Annotated in this window: 22 protein-coding genes; 11 read left to right on the forward strand and 11 right to left on the reverse strand. The window is 65.1% G+C overall.

Going from position 1 to position 19,628, the window contains the following annotated elements:
* Positions 1 to 93: 93 nt before the first annotated feature.
* The 6 genes from T8A63_RS13195 (at position 94) to T8A63_RS13220 (ending at position 5,981) form a co-directional block, all read left to right on the forward strand.
* Entirely contained in the window at positions 94 to 780 is a 687-nt protein-coding gene (locus tag T8A63_RS13195) for a haloacid dehalogenase type II (protein ID WP_243265162.1), read from the forward strand.
* Positions 780 to 1,601: an alpha/beta hydrolase gene (locus T8A63_RS13200; protein ID WP_322344063.1), complete on the forward strand. Its 822-nt coding sequence runs from the start codon at positions 780 to 782 to the stop codon at positions 1,599 to 1,601. The genes T8A63_RS13195 and T8A63_RS13200 overlap by 1 nt, the downstream gene beginning before the upstream one ends.
* A complete protein-coding gene (locus T8A63_RS13205) occupies positions 1,598 to 2,569 on the forward strand; it encodes a threonine/serine dehydratase (protein WP_322344064.1) in 972 nt (323 codons plus the stop codon). Before T8A63_RS13200 ends, T8A63_RS13205 begins: the two co-directional genes overlap by 4 nt.
* 107 nt (positions 2,570 to 2,676) lie before the next feature.
* Complete coding sequence (gene pcaD, locus T8A63_RS13210) at positions 2,677 to 3,480, forward strand: 3-oxoadipate enol-lactonase (protein WP_322344065.1); 804 nt, start codon at positions 2,677 to 2,679, stop codon at positions 3,478 to 3,480.
* A gap of 120 nt (positions 3,481 to 3,600) precedes the next feature.
* Complete coding sequence (locus T8A63_RS13215) at positions 3,601 to 4,821, forward strand: TCR/Tet family MFS transporter (RefSeq protein WP_322344066.1); 1,221 nt, start codon at positions 3,601 to 3,603, stop codon at positions 4,819 to 4,821.
* Positions 4,822 to 4,892: 71 nt separating this feature from the next.
* On the forward strand, positions 4,893 to 5,981 hold the full coding sequence (locus T8A63_RS13220) for a Zn-dependent alcohol dehydrogenase (protein WP_322344067.1): 1,089 nt from the start codon (positions 4,893 to 4,895) through the stop codon (positions 5,979 to 5,981).
* Positions 5,982 to 5,998: 17 nt separating this feature from the next.
* On the opposite strand, the gene T8A63_RS13225 is transcribed toward T8A63_RS13220, so the two are convergent.
* The 4 genes from T8A63_RS13225 to T8A63_RS13240 form a co-directional block, all read right to left on the reverse strand.
* The gene (locus T8A63_RS13225; RefSeq protein ID WP_322344068.1) at positions 5,999 to 7,276 is read right to left on the reverse strand and encodes a glycerate kinase; all 1,278 of its coding nucleotides are present in this window, start codon (positions 7,274 to 7,276) and stop codon (positions 5,999 to 6,001) included.
* A 47-nt stretch (positions 7,277 to 7,323) separates the two neighbouring features.
* Complete coding sequence (locus T8A63_RS13230) at positions 7,324 to 8,313, reverse strand: ROK family protein (protein WP_322344069.1); 990 nt, start codon at positions 8,311 to 8,313, stop codon at positions 7,324 to 7,326.
* Between the two features lie 122 nt (positions 8,314 to 8,435).
* Positions 8,436 to 8,654 carry a hypothetical protein gene (locus tag T8A63_RS13235; protein WP_300055138.1) on the reverse strand — a complete coding sequence of 73 codons (219 nt, stop codon included), beginning with the start codon at positions 8,652 to 8,654 and terminating at the stop codon, positions 8,436 to 8,438.
* 115 nt (positions 8,655 to 8,769) lie between these two features.
* Positions 8,770 to 10,128 carry a formimidoylglutamate deiminase gene (locus T8A63_RS13240; protein ID WP_322344070.1) on the reverse strand — a complete coding sequence of 453 codons (1,359 nt, stop codon included), beginning with the start codon at positions 10,126 to 10,128 and terminating at the stop codon, positions 8,770 to 8,772.
* A gap of 86 nt (positions 10,129 to 10,214) precedes the next feature.
* Between T8A63_RS13240 and hutI the strand changes: the two genes are divergently transcribed.
* The 4 genes from hutI to hutU are packed head-to-tail and all read left to right on the forward strand — an operon-like array spanning position 10,215 to position 15,434.
* Entirely contained in the window at positions 10,215 to 11,423 is a 1,209-nt protein-coding gene (gene hutI / locus T8A63_RS13245) for an imidazolonepropionase (protein WP_322344071.1), read from the forward strand.
* Complete coding sequence (gene hutH, locus T8A63_RS13250) at positions 11,420 to 12,958, forward strand: histidine ammonia-lyase (protein ID WP_322344072.1); 1,539 nt, start codon at positions 11,420 to 11,422, stop codon at positions 12,956 to 12,958. The genes hutI and hutH overlap by 4 nt, the downstream gene beginning before the upstream one ends.
* A complete protein-coding gene (gene hutG, locus T8A63_RS13255; RefSeq protein WP_416153214.1) occupies positions 12,955 to 13,770 on the forward strand; it encodes an N-formylglutamate deformylase in 816 nt (271 codons plus the stop codon). Before hutH ends, hutG begins: the two co-directional genes overlap by 4 nt.
* Positions 13,767 to 15,434, forward strand: coding sequence for a urocanate hydratase (gene hutU / locus T8A63_RS13260; RefSeq protein ID WP_322344073.1), 1,668 nt, complete (start codon positions 13,767 to 13,769; stop codon positions 15,432 to 15,434). The genes hutG and hutU overlap by 4 nt, the downstream gene beginning before the upstream one ends.
* A gap of 34 nt (positions 15,435 to 15,468) precedes the next feature.
* On the opposite strand, the gene T8A63_RS13265 is transcribed toward hutU, so the two are convergent.
* Complete coding sequence (locus T8A63_RS13265; protein WP_120350553.1) at positions 15,469 to 16,158, reverse strand: UTRA domain-containing protein; 690 nt, start codon at positions 16,156 to 16,158, stop codon at positions 15,469 to 15,471.
* 184 nt (positions 16,159 to 16,342) lie between these two features.
* Here T8A63_RS13265 and T8A63_RS13270 point away from each other — a divergent pair, with 184 nt between their 5' ends.
* A complete protein-coding gene (locus T8A63_RS13270; protein WP_254693962.1) occupies positions 16,343 to 16,864 on the forward strand; it encodes a cell wall hydrolase in 522 nt (173 codons plus the stop codon).
* A gap of 3 nt (positions 16,865 to 16,867) precedes the next feature.
* On the opposite strand, the gene T8A63_RS13275 is transcribed toward T8A63_RS13270, so the two are convergent.
* The 6 genes from T8A63_RS13275 to T8A63_RS13300 form a co-directional block, all read right to left on the reverse strand.
* Positions 16,868 to 17,296 (reverse strand): YqaA family protein, encoded by a 429-nt coding sequence (locus T8A63_RS13275; RefSeq protein ID WP_322345732.1) that lies wholly within the window; start codon positions 17,294 to 17,296, stop codon positions 16,868 to 16,870.
* A gap of 126 nt (positions 17,297 to 17,422) precedes the next feature.
* Positions 17,423 to 17,587, reverse strand: a complete 165-nt coding sequence (locus tag T8A63_RS13280; RefSeq protein WP_322344074.1) for a hemin uptake protein HemP — start codon at positions 17,585 to 17,587, stop codon at positions 17,423 to 17,425.
* Positions 17,588 to 17,592: 5 nt separating this feature from the next.
* A complete protein-coding gene (locus tag T8A63_RS13285) occupies positions 17,593 to 17,769 on the reverse strand; it encodes a hypothetical protein (protein ID WP_161487453.1) in 177 nt (58 codons plus the stop codon).
* 163 nt (positions 17,770 to 17,932) lie between these two features.
* The gene (locus tag T8A63_RS13290; protein ID WP_120350552.1) at positions 17,933 to 18,250 is read right to left on the reverse strand and encodes an antibiotic biosynthesis monooxygenase family protein; all 318 of its coding nucleotides are present in this window, start codon (positions 18,248 to 18,250) and stop codon (positions 17,933 to 17,935) included.
* 11 nt (positions 18,251 to 18,261) lie between these two features.
* Positions 18,262 to 19,023 (reverse strand): ChaN family lipoprotein, encoded by a 762-nt coding sequence (locus T8A63_RS13295; protein WP_322344075.1) that lies wholly within the window; start codon positions 19,021 to 19,023, stop codon positions 18,262 to 18,264.
* Complete coding sequence (locus T8A63_RS13300) at positions 19,020 to 19,274, reverse strand: hypothetical protein (RefSeq protein ID WP_067935896.1); 255 nt, start codon at positions 19,272 to 19,274, stop codon at positions 19,020 to 19,022. The genes T8A63_RS13295 and T8A63_RS13300 overlap by 4 nt, the downstream gene beginning before the upstream one ends.
* Positions 19,275 to 19,628 lie beyond the last annotated feature (354 nt).

The raw sequence follows: 19,628 nt of genomic DNA on the forward strand, positions 1-19,628 counted from the left end.
ACCCCCAGTCCCGGCCGATTGGGGAATTCGCCCCTTTCCGCCGCTGCGCCCCCGTGCCACTCTGCCGCGACACGGAAAGGGAGAGCCTGTCAGATGCCCATCACAACCTGCGTTTTCGACGCTTACGGAACCCTGTTCGACGTGGCCGCCGCCGCCCGCGAGGCCGCGCGGGAGCCCGCCTTTGCCGCCATCGCCGAGACTTGGCCGCAGCTGGCAGAACACTGGCGCCTCAAGCAGTTGCAGTATTCATGGCTGCGCGCCGTGACCGGGGCGCATGACGATTTCTGGCAGGTCACCCAAGAGGGTCTGGACTGGTCGTTGGAGAAGATGGGCGTCGCTGACGACCCTGCCCTGCGCGAGCGCCTGTTGGCGCTTTATTGGGAGCTTCAGGCCTTTGCCGAAGTTCCTGCGATGCTGCGTGCGCTGAAAGACGGCGGCCTGAACACCGCAATCTTATCCAACGGCTCGCCCGCGATGCTGGACGGGGCGGTGCAATCTGCGGGAATCAGTGACCTTTTGGATGTGTCGCTCTCGGTCGAAAGTGTCGGTGTCTTCAAACCGCACGCTTCGGTCTATGATCTTGTCGGGCAGCACTACGGCTGCGCCAAAGACGAGGTGCTGTTCGTCTCCTCCAACGGCTGGGACGCGGCGGCGGCGACGGGCTATGGTTTCACGACCGCATGGGTGAACCGGGGCGGCGATCCGGTGGACCGGCTGCCATGGAAACCGGCGCATCAGTTGCGAGACCTCAGCGGCATCCCTGCATTGGCGGGCCTCTGATGGCACGGTTCACCACCTCCGACGGGCTGTCGCTTCACTACACGGACGAAGGCTCCGGCCTGCCGATCCTCTGCCTTGCTGGCCTCACCCGAACCGGGGCGGATTTCGAGTACCTCGCCCCACATTTGGCCGATCACCGCCTGATCCGCATGGATTACCGGGGCCGAGGGCGTTCGGATTTCGACAAGAATTGGAAGAATTACACACTTCCAGTTGAATGCCGCGACGTGCTGGAACTGCTGGCGCATCTGGAGTTGGAGCAGGTCGCCATCATCGGCACCTCGCGCGGCGGGCTTAATGCGATGGGACTGGCGATGATCGCCCATGACCACCTTCTGGGCGTGGCGCTGAATGATGTCGGGCCCGAGCTTGACGCCAAGGGCGTCGAGTTCATCATGGGCTATCTGGGCCGCAACCCCGCCGCCAAGACCTATGAAGAGGCCGCCGCCGCCATGGCCCGTGCCTTCCCCGAATTTCGCGGCGTGCCGGAAGGCCGTTGGCTGGAAGAGGTGCAGCGCCATTACACAGCCACCGACGACGGGCTGAAAATCACCTATGACCCGCATCTGCGCGATGCCATCGCCACAGCAGGGCAGCCGACGCCCGACCTCTGGCCGTTTTTCGACGCGCTTCAGGGCATGCCGCTCGCGGCGATCCGGGGGGCCAATTCGACCCTGCTCAGCCGCGAAACGCTGATGCAGATGCAGGCGCGGCGGCCGGATATGATCGTGGCCGAAGTGCCGGATCGCGGCCATGTGCCGTTTCTCGACGAACCCGAGGCGCGGGCCGCGCTCCACGAATGGATAGGACAACTGCAATGAATATCGACATGATCCGCGCCGCCGCCGCCCGCGCAGAGGGCCATGTGCGGCGCACGCCCCTGTTGAACTCGCCCTTTCTGGATGAGATCGCGGGCCGTCGCATTTGGGTCAAGCCAGAGTGCTTGCAACATACCGGCAGTTTCAAGTTTCGCGGTGCGTGGTCGGCGCTGTCATCGCTGGATCCTGACGCGCGGGCGAAGGGTGTCATCGCCTATTCCAGCGGCAACCACGCGCAGGGCGTGGCGCTGGCGTCGAAAATGCACGGTGCCCCCGCCGTGATCATCATGCCCAAAGACAGCCCGCGCCTGAAAATAGCCAACACCCGCGCCTATGGGGCCGAGGTGGTGCTTTATGACCGCGCGAATGAGAGCCGCGAAGAGATCGGCGCGCAACTGGCCGAAGAACGCGGCCTGACGCTGATCAAACCTTACGACAATCCGCAGGTAATCGCGGGCCAAGGCACCACGGGGCTGGAGATTGCGCAGCAGGCAGCCGAGGCGGGGATCAACTCCGCCGAAGTCATCGTCTGCTGCGGCGGCGGTGGCCTGACCTCGGGCATCGCCTTGGCGTTGGAGGCCGAGGCCCCCGGCTTTCGCGTGCGCCCGGCAGAGCCGGAAGGCTTTGACGATGCGGCCCGGTCACTGGCCTCTGGCAAGATCGAGCAGAACCCAAGCGCCTTGGGATCAATCTGCGACGCCATCGTCACACCCGCGCCGGGCGAGCTGACCTTTCCGATCATGCAACGGCTTGTCGGGCCGGGGCTGGTGGTGAGCGACGACGAGGCGCTGCAGGCGATGGGCCATGCCTTCAACCGGCTGAAGGTCGTGGCCGAGCCGGGCGGTGCCGTGGCGCTGGCGGCGGCACTGTTCCGTGGGGCTGAGATTGAGGGCGACGATGTGATCGTCACTATTTCTGGCGGGAACGTGGATGCGGATATGTTCGCGCGGGCGCTGCAGACGTTGGGGTAAAGACAAGGGCAGCGCCGGCCTAGGGGGCATTTTTGATCTGTCCCGCCTTTGACCTGCGCCGCGCGCGCTATATGCTGGCCACCACCGCCGCTCACAGGAGACCACCCATGCAGATATTCGATACCGGTGACGTCCAACTTCACTACCGCGTCGATGGCCCCGAAGACGGCGCGCCTGTGGTCTTTGCCAATTCGCTCGGCACCGATATGCGCCTGTGGGATCCGATCCTACCGCTCCTCGCCCCCGGTCTGCGCATCATCCGTTTTGATAAACGCGGCCATGGCCTCTCATCCTGCCCGCCCGCGCCCTATTCGATGGGGTCGCTCATTACCGATACCGAACGGCTGCTCGATCACCTGCAGGTGCGCAACTGCGTCTTTGTCGGGCTCTCGATCGGCGGCATGATCGCGCAGGGGCTGGCTGTCAAACGGCTCGACATGATCCGCGCGCTGGTGCTGAGCAACACCGCCACCAAGATCGGCAACCGCGACATCTGGGCTGAGCGGATCGCGGCCGTGGAACAGGGCGGCATCGAAAGCCTTGCCGATGCGGTGATGGAGCGCTGGTTCTCCCCACAATTCCGCGCCACGCCGGAAATGGCGCTCTGGCGCAACATGCTCACCCGCCAGCCGGACGCGGGCTATGCGGGCTGTTCGGCGGCGATCTCGCACAGCGATTTCATGACCCCCACCTCCGGCCTGCGCCTGCCCGCGCTCGGCATCGCAGGGTCGGAAGACGGCTCCACCCCGCCCGATCTGGTGCGCGAGTTGATGGACCTGATCCCGGCCTCGAAATTCAAACTGATCCGCCGCGCGGGGCACCTGCCCTGTGTGGAGCAGCCGCAGGAATACGCTGATACGCTAAACGATTTTCTTGCCAGTGTCGGGCATATCCCGAAGGCACAGGGCTGAGCGTGGCGGCAGGTGTCTCTGGCGGCAAGCGGGCCATGCGCCCGCAACGCCTGCCGCATTCGCGCCCTATCGCGACGTCCACCCTTGCCTTCGCCCCCTGCGCGGACCAGATCTGACCGAATGCCGCTGCCACTGATCTTTATCCTTGTGACGGTGATGATCGATGCCATGGGCGTCGGTCTGATCCTGCCCGTGATGCCCGACCTGATCCGCGAAGTGCGCGGCGGGGGGCTGAGTGATGCGGCCCTTTGGGGCGGCGTGCTGGCCACGGGATTTGCCGCGATGCAATTCCTCTTCGGCCCGGTTCTGGGCGGGCTGTCCGACCGTTTTGGCCGCCGTCCGGTCTTGCTGCTGGCGCTGGTCGTGATGACGGTTGATTACGGCGTCATGGCCCTGGCGGGCAGTGTCTGGCTGCTGCTGATCGGGCGGCTGGTGGGCGGTGTGACGGCGGCAACCCATGCCACGGCCTCGGCCTATATGGCCGACATCTCTCCGGCGCAGGACCGCGCGGCGCGTTTCGGGCTCATCGGCGCGGCCTTTGGCGCGGGCTTTGTTCTGGGCCCGCTGATGGGCGGCATCTTGGGCGAATATGGCACCCGCGCGCCGTTTTGGGCGGCGGCGGTGCTGGCGGCGGGCAATGCGGCCCTCGGCTGGGCTGTGCTGCGCGAAACCCTGCCCCAGACGCAACGCCGCGCCTTTGACTGGCGGCGGGCCAATCCGCTAGGCGCGCTGCGTGCCCTTGGCCGCCTGCCCGAGGTTGGCAGGCTTCTGGCGGTCTATTTCATCTATCATGTGGGCTTTGCCGCCTATCCGGCGGTCTGGGCCTATTTCGGGGTTGAGCGGTTTGGCTGGTCCCCTACGATGATCGGCCTGTCACTGGGTCTTTTTGGCGTGCAGATGGCTCTTGTCCAAGGCATGCTGATCGGCCCCGTGATCCGCCGCTTGGGCGCGCGCACCACGGTGATCTTGGGCCATGTCTTTGCCCTTGCCGCCTTTGCCGCGCTGACCGTACTGACCTCAGGCACTTGGGCGCTGATCATGACCCCGCTCGCCGCGCTCGCCGGGGTGATCCCGCCTGCGCTTCAAGGCATCATGTCGGCCCGCGTCAACGCCGATGCCCAAGGCGAGCTGCACGGCGCGCTCAGTTCCTCCACCGCGCTGACGATGATCCTCTCACCGCTGACGATGACGGCGGTTTTCGCCTATTTCACCGCGCCGGAGGCTGCGCTCTACCTGCCCGGCGCACCCTTCCTGCTGGCGCTGTTTCTGACCCTCGGCGGGCTGGTGATCTTTGCCAGCCGCCCTCCCCTCACGTCACAAACCGGCACTTCGCCCCATTAGTACATTCCCCGCCTTGCACCACCGGCCCTTCCGCGTCAGGCTGGCGAAAACCAAGTGAAAGGGACAGGCCATTGCAAACCATCAAAGCCGCCGTCTGCCATGCCTTTGACAGCCCGCTGAGCGTCGAAGACATCCGCATCAGGGCTCCGCAATCGGGCGAGGTCGAGGTGACCTTGGATGCGGTGGCGATCTGCCATTCCGACATCCTGTTTGCCGAAGGCGGCTGGGGCGGCACCCTGCCTGCCGTCTATGGCCATGAGGCCGCAGGCCGGGTCAGCGCCGTGGGGCCGAATGTACAGGGGCTGGTCGAAGGCGACAGCGTGGTGGTCACCCTGATCCGCGCCTGCGGCAGCTGCCCCAACTGCGCCTCGGGTCAGCCGACGATCTGCGAAACACCGCAGGCGCCCGATGGGCCGCTGCAAACAGCAGATGGCGCACCGCTTGTTCAGGCCATGAACACCGGCGGTTTCGCCGAAAAAGTGGTGGTCGACCGCTCCCAGGCCGTGAAAATCTCGCATGACATCCCCAAAGACGCCGCCTGTCTGATCGCCTGCGGCGTGATCACCGGCGTGGGTGCCGTGGTCAATGCAGCGGGCCTGCGCGCAGGCCAAGATGTGGTGGTGATCGGCGCGGGCGGGGTCGGCCTTAATGCCATCCAAGGGGCGCGCATCGCGGGCGCACGGCGGATCGTGGCGGTGGACATGACCGAAGAAAAACTCGCCATCGCCCGCGAATTCGGCGCGACCGACACCGTGCTCGCGACCGAGGCGAAACCGTGGCGCGCGGCCTTCAAGGCCATGGGGCGCGGGGCGGATGCCGTGATCGTCACCGTCGGCGCGATCCCCGCCTATGAAACCGCGCCGCGCTACCTTGCGGCCGGGGGCCGGGTGATCATGGTTGGCATGCCCCACAGCGGGGCCGAGGCCAGCTATGAGCCGGTGGTCCTTGCCGCCTTGGGGCAAGGCATGGTCGGCTCCAAAATGGGCGACGTGGTGATCCAGCGCGATATCCCGTGGATGGTCGACCTTTACCTTCAGGGCCGCTTGCAACTCGACAACCTGATCTCCGGGCGCTGGCGGCTGGATCAGATCAACGAGGCGATTGCCGACACCAAGACCGGCGCTGCGAAGCGCAACGTGATTATCTTCGACCGCACCTAGGCGGACCCAGAACCGGCTCAGCTTTCGGGTAGATCGCCGATCAGCAGGGCGCGGAAATCATTCACATTGGTCCCGGTGGGGCCGGTGTGAAACAGGGCGTCTACCGCCGCAAACGCACCGTAGGCATCGTTGTGTTGCAAGGCGCGGCGTGGGTCCACCCCTGCCGCGCGCATCGCGCCCGCCGTGCCCGGCGCGACGAATGCGCCCGCGTTATCCTCTGACCCGTCGATGCCGTCGGTGTCCGCCGCCAAGGCGGTGATGCCTTCTTGCCCGTCGAGCGCCAGTGCCAAGGACAGCGCGAATTCACTGTTGCGCCCGCCGCGCCCCTTGTGGCGCAGGGTGACCGTCGTCTCTCCGCCTGAGAGCAGCACCAGCGGCGCGGGATGCGGGAAACCACTCTCTTGCGCCTGCCGGGCGAGCGCGGCATGCACCAGCGCCACCTCGCGCGCCTCGCCTTCGATCGCGTCCGACAGTATCCATGCGGTCACCCCCCGCGCCTGTGCCGCCTTGGCCGCCGCGGTGAGGGACAGACCCGCAGAGGCAATAACATGCGTGGCCGTTTTGCTGTGCGCGTCTTGCGCAGGCTGCTGCGCGGCCTTTTGCAGAAAAGCCATGCAACGGGGCGGCAGTTCCAGCCCCCGCGCGGCCACCTCCTCCAAAACCTCCGCCGCGGCCCGCCGCCCCGGCACCGTAGGGCCAGAGGCCACGGCCCCCGGATCATCCCCCGGCACATCCGAGACGACAAGGCTCACCACCTGCGCGGGATAGGCCAGTTCCGCCAGACGCCCGCCGTTCACCGTGCTGAACTGTTTGCGGATGTCATTCATCACCGAGATCGGCGCGCCTGAGGCCAGAAGCGCGGAATTCAACGCCTGCAAATCCTCCAGCGTTAGCCCCTCGGGTGGGGCGGGCAAAAGCGATGACCCGCCGCCGCAGATTAGCGCGATCACTTGATCCTCCGGCCCCAGCCCGCGCAGCGCATCCTGCAAGGCGCGGGCGGCCTCGATCCCGGCCTGATCTGGCACCGGATGGGCGGCCTCCAACACCTTGATGCGCTGGCAGGGCGCGCCATAGCCATAGCGGGTGACCACGACACCGTCATAGGGATGCGGCCAAAGCGCCTCGAACGCCTGCGCCAATTGCGCCGCCCCTTTGCCCGCGCCGATCACCACCGTTCGGCCCTTGGGGGGCGGCGGCAGCCTGTCTTTCAAGATCAGCCGCGGATCGGCGGCGGCGACGGCGGTGTCGAACAGGTTGGCCAAGAACTGGCGTTTCGGATCATTGAGGTTGGGCATAGGGCACTCCGGCTGCTGTGGCGATCATGGCGGCCCGCTGCCTGCTGTCAATCCGGCAGGGGGCGATCGTGTTGCACAAACAGACAGTTGCGCGCACCCATGAGGCCAAAATCGGGGTCATTGCACAGGCCCAACGGCAGCGCCGCGCGCCATTTGCTGTGCCGCCCGCCCGCGTTGAAGGCAGCGAGGAAGGCCTCATCCAACATCCAAGGGTTCTGCTGCGCCACGCCCCCTGTGATGAAAACCCCACCGCGCGCGCCCAAGACCAAACCCAAGTCCCCCGCGACCCCGCCAAGATATCGCGCCATCAAGGCCACCGCCCGGCAGGCACTCGTGTCCTCCCCAACCTTGGCCGCCGCAAAGATCGCCGCCGCCCCCTCCAGATGCGCTGCCTCGCCGCGGGCTGCTGCGATGGCGCGGTACCAATAGGGGATGCCGGTGCCCGACAGGATCGCCTCGGCCTCTACCGCAAGCGCGTCGCCCATCTGGACCTCGGGCCAAAGCGCGATCAGGGCTTCGAAATAGGCCACTTCCTCGGCGCTATGAGGGGTGAGCCGCAGATGCCCGCCTTCGCCCGGCACCGCCGTGGGCCGCGCCCCTTGCCAGACCAAAGACCCCACGCCCAAGCCCGTTCCCGGCCCGACAATCACCCGCGCGCCCGGTTGCGGCGCAGGGCCGCCCTGAAGAAAGCTCACCTTTGCCGCATCCAGCGTGGCCAAGGACCAGGCCGCCGCTTCAAAATCATTGAGCAGCAGTACCTTACCGGGCGCCACATCGCAGGCCCGCGCCAGATCATCGCGCGAGATGCTGCGCGCGGCGTTGGTCATGCGCACCTGCCCGTCGACAACCACCCCGGCCACCGCCATCGCGACCCCCTCGGGCGCGCCGCGCATCTCGCTACAAAGCGCCGCACAGGCGTCTGGCAATGTGGTCAGCCCATCGGTGCGATGCGTGCAGCGCCGCACCACCGCGCCTGCCGGGTCCACCGCCGCAAGCCGCAGGTTGGTGCCGCCAATGTCCCCTACAAGATACCACATATGTCTGCCCCAATTCCCTTGTTACCGGTGCAAGATGGCCCGCCCGCGCGACCAAGGCAAACAACAAAAAACCCGGAAGCAAAGGCTTCCGGGTCTTGGCGGTCAACGCAGTTGGCTGGGGGTCAATCGGGTGCGACAGGCACGGTCGCCGTATCATCGCCCTCAATCGCGGTGCCCTCGTCGACGATGACCTCGTCTTCGGTACCGGGGGCGGTGGCGACTTCCTCGCCCGTCCAGAAGACAATGATGCCGATGCCAAAGATCACGACAATCGCCATGCCGATCAACGGCCACTTGTGACGGCCTTCCTGCTTTTTCAGATTTGTGTCTGGTGGACTCATGATCCGCTCCCTTTCGCTGGCTTCGGGCTATGCCGCGCAACACCACGCCGCGCGCGGCCCTCGTTAGGAGGCAAACCCGGCAGGCTGCGGCAAAGTTCCCGGAAGCTGGAAGGTTTCACAAAAGCGCCGTCAACTCTGCCATGGCGCGCCGGTAGCCCGCCACGATCCGGTCACGCTGCCGGTGCCGCCCGCCCGTCACCGCATGCCGGCCCGCTGACCACAGATCCGTCACAACCTGATCCTTCGCGGCAAAGACCAGACCGTCGAGCAGTTGCGCGGGCCGCAGCGCACAAAGTGCCGGGTCTTGGCTGTCGATCGCCGTCAGGTCGGCCCATGCGCCCACTGCAATCTCGCCCCGGCCCCGGCCAAGCGCCTGCGCACCACCGCGCGCGGCCCCGGTATAAAGCGTCTCCCCGACCGAGCCTTCGCCCGGCACCATCACGTTGCGCGCCAGATCGCGCAGGCGTTGGGAATACTCCAAAGTGCGCAACTCTTCGGTCAATGAGATCAGCACGTTGGAATCCGACCCAATGCCAAACCGCCCCCCGGCAGCAAGGTACCCCGGCCCGTTGAACGGCCCATCGCCCAAATTCGCCTCTGTTACCGGGCAGAGCCCCGCCACCGCGCCGGTCCGGGCCAAGGCCGCCGTCTCTGCTTCGGTCATGTGGGTCGCATGGATCAGGCACCAGTTCCCGGTCACCTCAGCGTTCGCCAGCAACCAGTCCACCGGCCGCGCGCCGAGCCAGTCAGAGACGTCTGCGACTTCCTTGGGCTGTTCGGCGATGTGGATATGAGTCGACACCTCGGGATGCGCGGCCAGCACCTCGGCCAGTTCCGCCGGGGCTGTGGCGCGCAGCGAATGCGGCGCGATGCCGACGCGGCAGTCTGGGGGGAGATCAACTACCGCCCGTTTCGCCCGCTCCACCAGCGCATTGAACTGCGCCACCCCATTGCCAAAACGCGCCTGACCCGGCTGCAAGGGCACCTGCCCCGCGCCACCGTAGGTATAGAGCACCGGCAGATGGGTTAGCCCGATCCCCGTCTCCGCCGCCGCCGCCGCGATCCGGGCCGAAAGCTCACCCAGATCATCATAGGGCGTGCCGTCGGGCTGGTGATGCAGGTAATGAAACTCGCCCACGCTGGCAAAACCCGCCTCTTGCATCTCAAGGAAAACAAAGGCGGCGATGGCCTCAATATGCGCGGGCGTGAGATGGGCGGTAAAGCGGTACATCAGGTCCCGCCACGTCCAGAAACTGTCTTTCCCCGCCATCCGCACCTCGGTCATCCCGGCCATGGCGCGTTGAAAGCTGTGGCTGTGCAGGTTGGCCAGCGCAGGCAGCAGGGTATCGACGCGGCTGTCGTCAGGATGGGGCGTTTGTCCGGTCTGCACCGCCGTGATGCGGCCCTCGGCAACCGTAATCCGAACGTCCCGCGCCCAGCCCTGCGGCAGTCTTGCGTGTTTTGCGAAAATCATTTGACGGCCTTTCGGTTTTTTATGTATAGACATATAACAATTAAAACCGCGTTAGAAAAGTAAAACCTCAGGAGGGGGCGACAGAGATGGCAGAGCATGACCGGGTCTTGATCGACCTCACCGCCGCGACCTTGGACGGCGCAGAACCCTATGGAATGATTGAGAATGCAGCGATTGCGATTGCCGGGAGCCAGATCGCATGGGTCGGCCCGCGCCTTGACCTGCCACGGGCCTACCGCCACCAGCCGACAGAATCACTGGGCCACCGCCTCGTCACCCCCGGTCTGATCGACTGCCACACACATATCGTCCACGGCGGCGACCGCGCGCGCGAGTTCGAAATGCGCCTTGAAGGAGCCAGCTACGAAGAAGTCGCCCGCGCCGGGGGCGGCATCGTCTCAACCGTCACCGCCACCCGCGCCGCCAGTGATGCCGATCTGCTGGCGGATGCCCTGCGCCGCGTCGATGTGTTGATCGCCGAAGGCGTCACGGGGATCGAGATCAAATCCGGCTATGGTTTGGACATCGAGACCGAGCTGCGCATGCTCCGCACCGCCCGCGCCGTTGGCGGGCAGCGCCCGATCCGGGTGCGGACGACCTTCCTCGGCGCGCACGCCGTGCCAGCCGAATACGCAGGCCGCGCTGACGCCTATATCGACGAAGTCTGCATCCCCGCCCTACGCGCCGCCCATGCCGAGGGGCTGGTCGATGCGGTCGATGGATTCTGCGAGGGCATCGCCTTTCAGCCTGCCCAGATCGCGCGGGTCTTTGACGTAGCGCGGGAATTGGGGCTGCCGGTGAAACTCCATGCCGAGCAACTGTCGAACTTAGGCGGCGCGAAACTCGCGGCCTCCTATGGCGCGCTGTCGGCGGATCATATCGAATACCTCGACGCGGACGGCGTGAAAGCGATGGCCAAGGCGGGCACCGTCGCCGTCATCCTCCCCGGTGCGTTTTATACCCTGCGCGAAACCCAAGCGCCCCCGATTGATCTGCTGCGCAAACACGGCGTGCCGATGGCGCTGGCGACGGATATCAACCCCGGGTCGTCGCCGCTGAACTCCCTGCTGCTGACGCTCAACATGGGCTGCACCCTGTTCCGCATGACCCCCGAAGAGGCGCTGCGCGGTGCCACGCAGCACGCCGCCCGCGCGCTTGGGCTGGGCGGCTGCGGCATGATCCGCCCCGGCCTGCGCGCCGACCTCGCCGTTTGGGATATCAAACACCCTGCCGAGCTTGCCTATCGCATCGGCTTCAACCCGCTTCATTCTCGCATTTTCGGAGGCCAATCGTGACCACCCTGACCCTCACCCCCGGCGCGGCCACCTTGGACGATCTGGCCCGCATCTACCGCGAAGAGGCATCGGTGAGGCTCGACCCCGCCTGCCGCCCAGCGATTGAACTGGCCCATGCGCGCATTGCCAAAGCGGTGGCGGGCGCGGATGCCGTCTACGGCGTGAACACCGGTTTCGGCAAGCTCGCCTCGGTCAAGATCGCCTCAGATGACACGGCCACCCTGCAACGCAACCTGATCCTGTCGCATTGCTGCGGCGTCGGCCCGGCGATCCCGCGCGGCCATGCGCGGCTCTTGATGGCGCTCAAACTGCTGAGCCTTGGGCGCGGCGCCTCAGGCGTGCGGCTGGCGGTCGTTGACCTGATCGAAGCCATGCTGGAGCGTGGCGTGACCCCGGTGATCCCGGCGCAAGGATCGGTCGGTGCCTCAGGCGATCTGGCCCCCTTGGCCCATATGGCCGCCGCGATGATGGGCCACGGCGAGGCGGAAATTGAGGGCCGCGTCATGCCCGGCGGCGCGGCGCTGACCGCCGCGGGTCTCACCCCGCTGGAGTTCGGCCCGAAAGAAGGGCTGGCGCTGATCAACGGCACGCAGTTTTCGACCGCCTTCGCGCTGGCGGGGCTGTTTGACGCATGGCGGGCGGCAAACTCGGCGTTGGTGATCTCGGCCCTGTCGACCGATGCGATCATGGGCTCCACCGCGCCCCTACAACCGGAGATCCATGCCCTACGCGGCCATCGAGGCCAGATCGAAGCGGGCGAGACGATGCGTACCCTGCTCAACGGCTCGGAAATCCGCGAAAGCCATGTGGCGAATGATGTCCGCGTCCAAGACCCCTATTGCATCCGTTGCCAGCCGCAGGTGACCGGGGCCGCGATGGACGTGCTGCGCATGGCCGCCCGCACGCTTGAGGTTGAAGCCAACGCCGCCACCGACAACCCGCTGGTGCTGGTCGGCGCTGACCTGATCGTCTCTGGCGGGAATTTCCATGCCGAACCGGTGGGTTTTGCCGCCGATATGATCGCACTGGCCGTGGCCGAAATCGGAGCCATCGCGCAGCGCCGCGTGGCGTTGATCGTGGACCCGGTGCTCAGCTTCAACCTGCCGCCCTTCCTCACGCCAAACCCCGGCCTCAACAGCGGCTATATGATCGCCGAAGTCACCACCGCCGCCCTTATGAGCGAGAACAAGCACCTCGCCAATCCGTGCGTCACCGACAGCACGCCGACCTCGGCCAACCAAGAGGATCACGTCAGCATGGCCGCCCATGGCGCGCGGCGGCTGGGGCAGATGATCGACAACCTAAACCGCATCTTGGGGGTCGAGTTGCTCTGCGCGGCACAAGGCATCGACTTTCGCGCGCCGTTGGCGACCAGCGAGACATTGCAGCGTGTGGTGAAACGGGTCCGCAAGGATGTCGCGACGCTGGATGAGGACCGTTACCTCGCCCCCGATCTGGAACGGGCCGCGCGGATGGTGGCCGAGGGCGAGATCACCCGCGCCGCCGCCCTCGACATGCCGGAGCTTTCCACATGACCTCTGCTGAGATCACACCTGTCGAGATCACCCGAAGCGACAGCCCCATCGTGCTTGGCCTGCCGCATACCGGCACCGATCTGCCCGATATTGTGCGCCGCGATCTGAACCCGCGCGGGCGCGAACTGGCAGATACCGATTGGCATATTCATCGACTTTACCAAGGGTTGCTGCCCGGCGCGACCACCGTGCGCGCGACCTTCCACCGCTATGTGATCGACGCCAACCGCGACCCTTCGGGTGCATCGCTCTATCCCGGTCAGAACACCACCGGGCTGGTGCCGTTGACCGATTTCGACGGGCAGGACATCTGGACCACCCCGCCCAGCGAAGCCGAGATCGAGGCCCGCCGCAAGACATTCCACGCCCCCTATCACGCGGCGCTCGAGGCGGAACTGGCCCGCGTGCGCGACCTGCACGGGGTCGCGACCCTCTATGACTGTCACTCCATCCGCTCGCTGATCCCCTTCCTCTTTGACGGCCCCTTGCCCGATTTCAACATCGGCACGAACCTCGGCACCACCTGCGCGCCTGAGATCGAAGCCGCCGTCGCGGACATCTGCGCCGCCGCCCCCGGCTATACCTCTGTCACCAACGGACGTTTTAAAGGCGGCTGGACCACCCGGCACTATGGCCGCCCCGCCGAAGGGATCCACGCGATCCAGATGGAGTTGGCGCAAAGCACCTACCTCGACACAGAAGCCCCACCTTGGCCCTATGACCCCGACAAAGCCGCGCGGCTGCGCGGGCACCTGACGGACATCCTGACAACTCTGGCCGTCCTGGCCCCTACCCTGAAAGGCACATCATGAGCGATCCGCGCAAGAACACCCGTGACGTCTATCCCGCCACCGGCACCGAGCTTTCGGCGAAAAGCTGGCTCACCGAAGCGCCCCTGCGGATGCTGATGAACAACCTGCACCCAGACGTGGCCGAGAACCCGCATGAGATGGTCGTCTATGGTGGCATCGGCCGTGCGGCGCGGACGTGGAAAGATTACGACCAGATCGTCGCCTCGCTCCGCGCGCTCGAAGACGACCAAACGCTGCTGGTGCAATCGGGCAAACCCGTGGGTGTCTTCCAAACCCATAAAGACGCGCCCCGCGTGTTGATCGCCAACTCCAACCTCGTGCCGCATTGGGCGAATTGGGATCACTTCAACGAACTCGATAAAAAGGGTCTGGCGATGTACGGCCAGATGACCGCAGGCTCGTGGATCTACATCGGCTCCCAAGGCATCGTGCAGGGCACCTATGAGACATTTGTCGAGGCGGGCCGCCAGCATTATGGCGGCGATCTGACCGGCAAATGGATCCTCACCGGCGGGCTTGGCGGCATGGGCGGCGCGCAGCCTTTGGCGGCGGTGATGGCCGGGGCTTGTTGCCTCGCGGTCGAGTGCAATCCCGACAGCATCGATTTCCGTCTGCGCACAAAATACGTCGATGAAAAAGCCGAAACACTCGACGAAGCGCTGGAGATGATCGAGCGTTGGACCGCTGCCGGAGAAGCGAAATCCGTGGCCCTCTTGGGCAATGCCGCCGATGTCTTTCCCGAACTGGTGAAACGCGGCATGCGCCCCGATATCGTGACCGATCAGACCAGCGCCCATGACCCGGTGAACGGCTATCTGCCGCAGGGTTGGAGCATGGCCGACTGGCGCGAGAAGCGCGAGAGTGCCCCCAAGGCGGTCGAACGCGCCGCCCGCGCCTCAATGAAGGTACAAGTCAAAGCGATGGTCGATTTTCACGCGGCGGGCATCCCCACGGTCGACTATGGCAACAACATCCGCCAGATGGCGCTGGAGGAAGGGTTAGACAACGCCTTTGATTTCCCCGGCTTTGTCCCCGCCTACATTCGCCCGCTGTTTTGCCGGGGCGTGGGGCCGTTCCGCTGGGCGGCGCTGTCAGGCGATCCGGAGGATATTTACAAGACCGATGCCAAGGTGAAAGAAATCCTCTCCGAAGATACGCACCTGCACAACTGGCTCGATATGGCCCGCGAGCGTATTTCCTTCCAAGGTCTGCCCGCACGGATCTGCTGGGTGGGTCTGGGTGTGCGCCACAAGCTCGGTCTCGCCTTCAACGAGATGGTCCGCACTGGCGAGCTAAGCGCGCCCATCGTGATCGGGCGCGACCACCTCGACAGTGGTTCCGTCGCCTCGCCCAACCGCGAGACAGAGGCGATGAAAGACGGCTCTGATGCCGTGTCGGATTGGCCGCTGCTAAACGCGCTTTTGAACACTGCCTCGGGGGCCACTTGGGTATCTCTGCACCACGGTGGCGGGGTTGGCATGGGCTTCTCGCAGCACTCCGGCATGGTGATCTGCTGTGACGGGTCCGAAGACGCTGACCGTCGCATCGAACGGGTTCTGTGGAACGATCCGGCGACGGGCGTGATGCGCCATGCGGATGCGGGCTATGACGAAGCGCTTGATTGCGCCCGCGAACACGGGCTGAACCTGCCGGGCATCCTTTGAACCTCACGCGCCGCCGCCTTAGCGTGGCGGTGCATCAATAGCGGGTCGTCAGCCGGTGACCGGGGCGATGCGACAGGCGCACATAGGTCACCGCCTGCCCCTCCCACCATGTCGAACGCTCGACCGTGAAAACCGGATCACCCAAGGCGCAGGCGAGATACTCACTCAGCCGCTGATCGGCCAGTCCGGCGGAGAGGCTGATCTCAACATCCGAAAAAGGTATTGCCGAGATCAGCCATTCGTTCGGCCCCACCTCTGCAAAATCCTCCTCCCGCGCCTGCGGCAGGGTCGCAAGGTTGATCCAGCGGTCTTCATATTGATAGGGATCGCCATCGGCGTAATGCATACAGACCAGATGCAGCGCCTCGCTGCCTGCGGTCAGTTTCAGCCGCGCGCGCAACCAGTCCGGCGCAGGCTCAACCGCGTGGCTCACCAGCGAATAGCGATAATCAGCGCCCTTCTCTTCGATCTCGGCCCGGACCAGCGGAATGTCGAAGCGCGCCTGCCGCACCGGGGCCATGCGCACCCGCGTCCCGGCTTTGCGGCGGCGTTCGATAAACCCTTCGTCGGCCAATTCGCGCATGGCGCGGTTGACCGTCGCGCGGGCGCAGCCATAGGTCTCGGCCAGATCGACCTCATTGGGCACAAGACTACCCAGAGGCCATTCCCCCTTGGTGATCTTTGACAGGATGTCGGTTTTCACATCCCGGTAGGTGACTTTCATAAGAACGGCCCTGCTGGGTTCATGACTGTTTTATCAAGCATTACACTAGATCAATCGTCAGCCCAAGCGCCCCCGCGCGCCCCACCCGGAGAGAAACCGCCTGAGCCGGGGCGCGGGTCTTGCCTCGCCCCGCGTTTGCTGGAAAATTACGCGCCACCTGCCCCCTCACCCAGAAAGGCCGCCCATGCGCGTTCAGCCCCCGAAAATCCGCACCGCCGCTTTGATGCTGGGCCTTGGCCTGCTCGCCGCTTGTGGCGGTAAGCAGACCGAAGTGGTCGCGGTCCCGGTGGGTGAGGTGGAGTGTATGGCGCGGGCGATGTATTTCGAATCCAACCGCTCCAGCCGCGACGGGATGGTCGCCGTGGGCACGGTGGTGTTGAACCGAGTCCATTCCGAAGCCTTCCCCGATACGGTCTGCGGGGTGGTCGGCCAGCGCAATCAGTTCGCACCGGGCGTGATGACGAAACCGATGAGCGACCGCGGGGCCCCATTGGCCCGCGCCACGGCGCTGGCGGTGCTTCAAGGTGAGCGGCACCCCAAGGTCACCCGCGCGAAATTCTTCCACGCCGCGTGGTACAATGCCAATTACAACAACATGCATTACGTGGTGACCGCAGGCGGCAATGCCTTTTACGAAAAGCGCCGTCCGGCCCTTGTGACCACGCCCAGCCCGCTGCCGCCGCTCGAAGGGATCACCCCCCTCTGAGCCTCACAGAACCCCACGCGCGAGCAGGATCAGCACCAAATAGCGCCCGCCTTTGGCAAGGGTGACAATCAGCAAAAAGCGCCAAAGCGGTTCGCGCATCATGCCCGCAGCTAAGGTCAGCGGATCGCCGATGATCGGCACCCAACTGGCCAGCAGGCTCCAATAGCCCCAGCGTTGATACCAGCCCGAGGCTCGCGCCATTTGCCGCGCCGAGAAAGGAAACCAGCGGTGATCGGCAAAATGGCTGAGGTAGCGCCCGAGCAGCCAGTTCAGCAGCGAGCCCAGCACATTCCCCAGCGTCGCCACAAGCCACAACAGCGCCGCGGCATGGGCACCCGACCACATCAGCCCCAAAAGCACCGCTTCGGATTGCGCGGGGATCAGCGTCGCCGCCAGCAGCGCCGCGAAGAACAGGCTCAGCAGGGCCAGCATGTCAGCGGCGAAGGACGGAAAAGGCAAAAAGGCCGGGCATATCGCGTCAGTAAAGACGCCGTGGCGCGAGGGCAAGCCGCAGCCGCGCCTTAGGCGTTCCGCGCCGCACTTGGGCAACTGCGCGGCCTACTTCGTCAGGATCAATTTCCCTGCCCGCGTGATGCGCAGCGTATAGGTTTGGCCGTCCAGCACGATATTCGCCGTCGAGCCGTTGGGCACCAAGGCACGCGCATCATGCACGGCGTCTTCGACCGGTTGGCCTGCGGGCGAGGGAACGGGCAGCTTTTGCATCAGGCTCATCCTGCGTCCCCCATCTGGCGGGCGCGTTGCAGATCAATGAGGTGCTCAAGGCCAAAGCCATCGCAGGGCGCGGTATCGTTGCTGCCAAGCGCGATATCGCGCCAGCTGTTGTTGGATTGAGTCTGTAGCCGGGCATGGGCCATTGGCTCGGGCGTGGTCACGGGTGTCCTCACGGGGGCGGGCTCCTTTCCATTGACATCCGGGCTTCCGACGCGCGGTGGCTTGGACAGTTTCGGCGTAAAGTCGTTCATACCCCGGCCAAAATACCGGGCTCTTATAACGGCTACTTAATCCGATTATTTTAGTCAAGTATAGAAAGGCCCAGCCTGCCCCGCGTCAGACCGCTTCGATTTGCTGAATGGTCTGAAAGCCCTCGAACCGTGGCGCGCCTTCGTGCAGCTTGCGGGTTTGCCCCGCCCGCGCATGCGCCGCGCGAAAGGCGTCGCTGGTGGTCCATGCCCGAAAATGCGCTTCGCTTTCCCAAATCGTGTGCGAGGCATAGAGGATCGTCCCTTCCTCTTCCGGCCCCTTGAGCATGTGGAAGGACACAAACCCCTCCGTCTCTTTCAGATGGCTTTCGCGGTTCAGCCATAGCTCTTCGAATGCGGCGGCATTCTCGGGCAGTACAGTGAAACGGTTCATGGCAAGGTACATGGGCGGGTCCTTTAATTCTTGGTCAGGGCGTTACAGGGGTCTTCGCGCTTGATGGGCGGGATCAGGTGTGTCTCGTCAAAAGGCATCTCTGTCTGTTTTTCGACAAAGCCGATGGCATGGGTCGTGACCTCGGGGGCCGCTTGCGCGATCAGCGCGGGAATGCCCCAATCGGTGCGCGCATGGCCGTTGCCGGTGATCACGGCCACGGGCGGGCCGTAGGTCTCAAGCGCCTTGAGCGCCGCGCGCGCGAATGTGGCGTCGCGGTAGCGTTGCACGGCGACCATGCCCCCCATCATGTCGCGCGGCATGGCCCGGCAATGAGCGGCGAACTGCACCTCGATGCGGGCCGCCTGCTGATCGTCGGGCAGCGGTTGATCAAGGCCAAAGCGCGCCGCTTCCGGCCCGAAAAGCGCGGCTGCGCCCTCAAGATACACACTGCGCACCGCCTCGCGGGGGGCGGCGGCACCGATGATCCGCGCCTCGCCCAAAGCATCGAAGATCGGCGCGTAGATGTCGAAATCCTGCCAACCGCTTGCCGCCCAAGCCTGCGCGATCTGGCTGCGATCGGCATCGGCTTTCGCCCCCTGCGCGGCGGTGAGCATCTCGAACACCACAGCAGTGGGGCGCAGCGTCGCCAGCGCGGCGGCCTGTTCGAGATGGGCATGGGGGTTGTCATGCACCTCCCCCAAAATCACGATCTCGGCGGGGATGTCGGCACCCGCGGGCAGCGCGAGCCAGAGCAGCAAGGCGGCGCTGCGGATCTTACCGCTCACGATTTGCGCTCATCCGTGTCGGTTTTCACTTCGGGATCGTTATAGTCGTTGGGGTCAAAATCGTCGGGGTCGAAGGGGTCTTCGTCTTCGGCGATGCCGCTGACATGGGTGGTGCCGCTTTCTTCATCGAAAACCAGCCCATAGTTCGCCTTGCCCTCGCTTTTGTAGCGCCGGAATTCGTGGATGCCTGCGTAGACAAAAACCAATGTGATCGGCAACAGAATCAAAAATGCGATAATCTGGGCGTCCATAAACGCGCTCCTTTAGATGCTTGTCGGGGGCCTGTATCACCGAAGGGGGCGCGGCTAAGTGGCACTGCGCGACCGGTGATCCGGCCAAAGATAGTACGGTCCGCCGCGCGAGGCTGCGCGGTCTGACCCAATGCGGCCCTATCCGAACCGCCCTGTAAGAGAAAGCATTAATCCGGGGGCTTTGTTCCGCAAGCTCTATTCGGCTGGCCCTTGTTTTATTGAGGTTGGCTGGCCCTCGCGCCGCACATTCCCCAGCCTGCGCACTGCCCCGCGCGGGGGCAGCCGCGCCACCCAACCGCCTATAAAGCAAGCACAAACGCCCACACCTGGGCAGCCGTTCCCGAAAAAGCCGCG

This window comes from Sulfitobacter sp. OXR-159 (assembly GCF_034377145.1).
Lineage (GTDB): Bacteria > Pseudomonadota > Alphaproteobacteria > Rhodobacterales > Rhodobacteraceae > Sulfitobacter.

What these genes read in the sequence shown, in the direction of transcription:
- T8A63_RS13195 (WP_243265162.1), top strand. Translation starts at nt 94, where the DNA reads ATGCCCATCACAACCTGCGTTTTCGACGCTTACGGAACCCTGTTCGAC.
- T8A63_RS13200 (WP_322344063.1), top strand. Translation starts at nt 780, where the DNA reads ATGGCACGGTTCACCACCTCCGACGGGCTGTCGCTTCACTACACGGAC.
- T8A63_RS13205 (WP_322344064.1), top strand. Translation starts at nt 1,598, where the DNA reads ATGAATATCGACATGATCCGCGCCGCCGCCGCCCGCGCAGAGGGCCAT.
- pcaD (WP_322344065.1), top strand. Translation starts at nt 2,677, where the DNA reads ATGCAGATATTCGATACCGGTGACGTCCAACTTCACTACCGCGTCGAT.
- T8A63_RS13215 (WP_322344066.1), top strand. Translation starts at nt 3,601, where the DNA reads ATGCCGCTGCCACTGATCTTTATCCTTGTGACGGTGATGATCGATGCC.
- T8A63_RS13225 (WP_322344068.1), bottom strand. Translation starts at nt 7,276, where the DNA reads ATGCCCAACCTCAATGATCCGAAACGCCAGTTCTTGGCCAACCTGTTC.
- T8A63_RS13230 (WP_322344069.1), bottom strand. Translation starts at nt 8,313, where the DNA reads ATGTGGTATCTTGTAGGGGACATTGGCGGCACCAACCTGCGGCTTGCG.
- T8A63_RS13235 (WP_300055138.1), bottom strand. Translation starts at nt 8,654, where the DNA reads ATGAGTCCACCAGACACAAATCTGAAAAAGCAGGAAGGCCGTCACAAG.
- T8A63_RS13240 (WP_322344070.1), bottom strand. Translation starts at nt 10,128, where the DNA reads ATGATTTTCGCAAAACACGCAAGACTGCCGCAGGGCTGGGCGCGGGAC.
- hutI (WP_322344071.1), top strand. Translation starts at nt 10,215, where the DNA reads ATGGCAGAGCATGACCGGGTCTTGATCGACCTCACCGCCGCGACCTTG.
- hutG (WP_416153214.1), top strand. Translation starts at nt 12,955, where the DNA reads ATGACCTCTGCTGAGATCACACCTGTCGAGATCACCCGAAGCGACAGC.
- hutU (WP_322344073.1), top strand. Translation starts at nt 13,767, where the DNA reads ATGAGCGATCCGCGCAAGAACACCCGTGACGTCTATCCCGCCACCGGC.
- T8A63_RS13265 (WP_120350553.1), bottom strand. Translation starts at nt 16,158, where the DNA reads ATGAAAGTCACCTACCGGGATGTGAAAACCGACATCCTGTCAAAGATC.
- T8A63_RS13270 (WP_254693962.1), top strand. Translation starts at nt 16,343, where the DNA reads ATGCGCGTTCAGCCCCCGAAAATCCGCACCGCCGCTTTGATGCTGGGC.
- T8A63_RS13275 (WP_322345732.1), bottom strand. Translation starts at nt 17,296, where the DNA reads ATGCTGGCCCTGCTGAGCCTGTTCTTCGCGGCGCTGCTGGCGGCGACG.
- T8A63_RS13280 (WP_322344074.1), bottom strand. Translation starts at nt 17,587, where the DNA reads ATGCAAAAGCTGCCCGTTCCCTCGCCCGCAGGCCAACCGGTCGAAGAC.
- T8A63_RS13290 (WP_120350552.1), bottom strand. Translation starts at nt 18,250, where the DNA reads ATGTACCTTGCCATGAACCGTTTCACTGTACTGCCCGAGAATGCCGCC.
- T8A63_RS13300 (WP_067935896.1), bottom strand. Translation starts at nt 19,274, where the DNA reads ATGGACGCCCAGATTATCGCATTTTTGATTCTGTTGCCGATCACATTG.